The sequence below is a fragment of the Actinomyces sp. S6-Spd3 genome (assembly GCF_000758755.1).
In the GTDB taxonomy this organism is placed as follows: domain Bacteria; phylum Actinomycetota; class Actinomycetes; order Actinomycetales; family Actinomycetaceae; genus Pauljensenia.
On sequence record NZ_JRMV01000101.1, the window covers coordinates 1 to 655 of the forward strand.

The 655-nt window shown below is 53.3% G+C and carries 2 protein-coding genes; both read right to left on the reverse strand.

The features are described 5' to 3' along the window. The coding region (locus HMPREF1627_RS00610; protein WP_034500213.1) for a hypothetical protein at nucleotides 1–288 on the reverse strand (288 nt) is incomplete at its 3' end. An 82-nt stretch (nucleotides 289–370) separates the two neighbouring features. Next, a partial coding sequence (locus tag HMPREF1627_RS00615) for a hypothetical protein (RefSeq protein ID WP_034500215.1) occupies nucleotides 371–655 on the reverse strand: 285 nt, incomplete at its 5' end.

The following is a 655-nucleotide window of genomic DNA, read 5'->3' on the forward strand; positions in this document are numbered from 1 at the left end:
AGCAAGAATCGTAATCGAGGGAGGCAGGTTGTCGAACTCAACCTCCAGACGGCGCAACAGGGCCATCGCGCCTACCTTTTGGGTTTCACCGTCGAGGATGAGGAGGTCGAACTCTCCCTCTTTGTACTTCATTACAGCGCCATCTTCGGTGGCAGCCTCAACCCACTCCACCTTTGGCATGCCCGCACCGGGGCGTACACCAACCGCTTCGATTACGTTACCGCGGAACTCGGAATTGTCGCTGTAGAGAAGGATCTTGTTCGCTTCCTTCTCACCCGTTTGAGACATGTCTTTCTCCTATGAAACTAAACTCTGCGCGAGCTAACTAATACTTTATTGTATTGGCCTTGGCGGCGGTTACAAACCGGCGCTATTGAACGGGCGAAACGTCCATAGCGCCCGTAATTTCAACTACGAACACCATCGCGTTTTCGGGATTCTGGGTATCTGGATGAATCACAAGAACACGACTTCCAACGCTCATATTTGCAAAACCTAGGGTGTTCCCAATCGCCTGTTGCGAGTATTCTGCGAGCCCCATGTCCCAAGTTGATTCGGCATCATCACCTTTGCCCCACTGGGATCCGGTGATGTGGTAGCTAACCGCGTCATTCGCGGCGATCTTCGGCCCACTACCCGCTGCCAGTTCAATGGC